This window comes from Micromonospora sp. LZ34 (assembly GCF_052981855.1).
The window spans coordinates 1-2,638 of sequence record NZ_JBRIQN010000128.1 but is presented as its reverse complement, the minus strand read 5'-3'; the positions used below and the strand labels follow the sequence as shown (position 1 = coordinate 2,638).

The window sequence follows — 2,638 nt, the reverse complement described above, 5'->3', positions numbered from 1 at the left end:
ACGCGCGACGGGATCGTCGAGGAACTCGGCTCGGACCGCTGCCGGCTCACTCTCGGCTCCTGGTCCTGGCCCAGCCTCGCCGCCGCCATCGCCCGGTTCGACACGAGATCGAGGTTGTCGGCCCCGCCGAGCTCGTCGACGCCTTCGGCCACCTGGCCCGCCGCTTCGCCAGGACCGCCGCCAGCCCAACCCCGGCTTGACTTCCTGATCTGGTCCACGCTCATGCCGGCGACTGCGCGCTAAGCAGTGGCACGACAGCCGGATCAAGCCCGGCGCCCGGTCGTTGCGAGTACAGGATGTGTGAGGGGATCCCGGGTCGGGGTGGCCAGAGACCTGCGTGGGGCAGCACGGCATGCCGCGAACCGGCCCTCGGCGCTGAAGGGCGGTTCGGTCTGGCTCCTTGCTAGGGCACAGCGTGGTAGGACTACAGGAGTGACGGTCATGACGCCGGCAAAAGGGACGAGCCGATGACGACCGGCGCGGCCGGGATTCTGCGTGAGGGCGGGGGTCCGACGCGGGCTACCTTCCTGGAACTGTTCCTAGACCTGGTGTTCGTCTTCGCGCTCACCCGGGTCACGCAACGGCTGGCCGAAGACTTCACCACCCAGCGGCGGATAGTCCTGCCCGAAGTCGCTCAGACGACGCTGCTGTTCCTGGCCCTGTGGCTGGTATGGCTGCTCGCCGCGTGGGTGACCAGCAAATACGACCCCGAGCGACCGTCGATCCAACTGCTCGTCGTCGCAATCATGTTCGGCAGCATGGTCATGGCGATCGCTGTGCCCGAGGCGTTCGGCGAGGACGCACCGGTCTTCGCCGGGGCTTACGTCACGATCCAGCTCGGCCGCCCCCTTGTGCTCATGTTCGCCCTGCGCGGCCACAAGCAGCAGCGGCGCATCCCCGCGCGGATCGCGTGCTGGTCGGCGGTTTCCGCGATCGGGTGGATCTGGGGTGCCACTCTTCCAATGGGCAAGGCGAGCGGGGTCCTGTGGGCGCTGGCGCTCGGCGTGGAATATCTGGGGTTTGTCCTGGGCTGGCCGACGCCAGGGCTGGGCCGCGCACGAATCCCCGGATGGAGGATCGCCGGCGGGCACCTGGCCGAGCGCTACCAGCAGTTCTTCCTCATCGCGCTCGGCGAATCGATCCTGCTCACCGGGTTGACCGTCTCCGGCGGACCTTTCGGCGTCAAGCAGACGGCGGCGTTCGTGGTGGCCTTCGCCACCACGGTGTTGCTGTGGCGGATCTACTTCTTCCAGGCGGGGAACGTGCTGACCGAGGCGGTCCGGGCGGAGAGATGGACCACCCGCCTGAGCCTGTCGTCGGCCTACACCCACATGGCCATGGTCGCGGGCACCCTCGCCACCGCCGTCGGCTACGAACTCATCATTGGACACCCGACTGGGCACACGGACCCGGCTTGGCTGTCCGTCATCCTCGGCGGGCCCGCACTCTTCCTCGCCGGGCGGACCCGCTTCGGCTACGAGGTGTTCGGCCGAGCGTCCGGGTCTCTGATCGGCGGGCTGCTCGCGCTGGCCGTGCTGGCACCCTGCGTGGTCCTTCTGCCGCCGCTGGCAGTCGCAGTCACCGCCCTCCTCGTCCTGGCTGGTGTCGCCCTCGCCAGCGCGATCCGCGGACGTCGCCGGCCCTCTAACATGCCAACACCGCCGGCCTGACCACACCGTCGCGACGTACCGCAGCCTCCAGTGCCACCCTGCCGACCCCGTGGCCGGGGCAGTCATCGCATCGTCCTTGTCAGTGCAATGCGTGGTCAGCCCACGAGGTTGGCGCCCGGGTCGAGGCCGGGCATCGTCGCGGTACGGTCATGAACTCCAGCTTCTGCACGGGATCCGACCTGCCGTGCCAAGTCCTCTTAGAACTGGCGCCCTGCATTGGTGGGCGTCAGACGTGAACTCATAAGGCGACGGCGTATAGGCAGAGCCCGTTCGGCCTCGCGGGCGTCCAGGCTCAGCCACCGTTGCGTCGGTCCCAAGTGGGTTCGCTCAGGTCTCAGGCTCAAACGATGGTTACTGCAGCTCACGGGACCGGACCTAGCGTTATCGAGGGGCCCGAGCCAAGCGGCGGGAAGGGGCTTCAGCTCCCGGTAGCCAACGAATCAGCCGGTCACCGGCAACCTCTCGCGGCACCAGCCCGTGCCCTAGATACCGGATCTCCTTGGACCGCGGCCCACCGGCCTGGCGCGGCTGCGCCCGACCCGCTGCGCCGCCGTCACCTCGAACACCACGACGTCCGCGTGCCGGCGACGGCGCGCGGCCAGGGCTTCACGTCTTCCCCATTGGGGGAAGTCATGATCGCCTCCGGCGAAGCAAACGGCTCATTGCTAATCGCTCGGCGGGCGGCCCCCTGAAACCGGCTCGTGGCGAGGCGGGAGAGGCGCATCGCGGACAGGATTTGGCCTTCGTCGTGCTGTTCACCGCACGGTACGGGCCGCCTGAAGCCGACGGTGCCGTCACCGGTTATGGCCATGCCACCAGGGGCATCGCGGTGTGGGGGGCGACACGCAGCCCTGCCGAGAGGTGCGCGGCCGACAAGGACCAGGTTGGCTCTCATGCTTGTGCACGATGCGTTTCCAGGCTGGCTTCGGCTCGAGGGACGGTCAATTCGGCGCGGACGGGAGGGTTGG

2 protein-coding genes are annotated in these 2,638 nt (G+C 68.6%); one reads left to right on the top strand and one right to left on the bottom strand.

Translation table 11 applies throughout. From position 1 onward, the window contains the following. Positions 1–224 (bottom strand): hypothetical protein (locus ACVCAH_RS37670; RefSeq protein WP_447140982.1); only part of this gene is annotated, 224 nt, incomplete at its 3' end. Between the two features lie 243 nt (positions 225–467). Here ACVCAH_RS37670 and ACVCAH_RS37665 point away from each other — a divergent pair. After that, entirely contained in the window at positions 468–1,670 is a 1,203-nt protein-coding gene (locus ACVCAH_RS37665; protein WP_447140981.1) for a low temperature requirement protein A, read from the top strand. The last annotated feature ends 968 nt before the right edge of the window (positions 1,671–2,638 follow it).

Excerpts from the sequence above, each read along its gene's own strand:
- ACVCAH_RS37665 (WP_447140981.1), top strand. The coding sequence starts at position 468 with ATGACGACCGGCGCGGCCGGGATTCTGCGTGAGGGCGGGGGTCCGACG.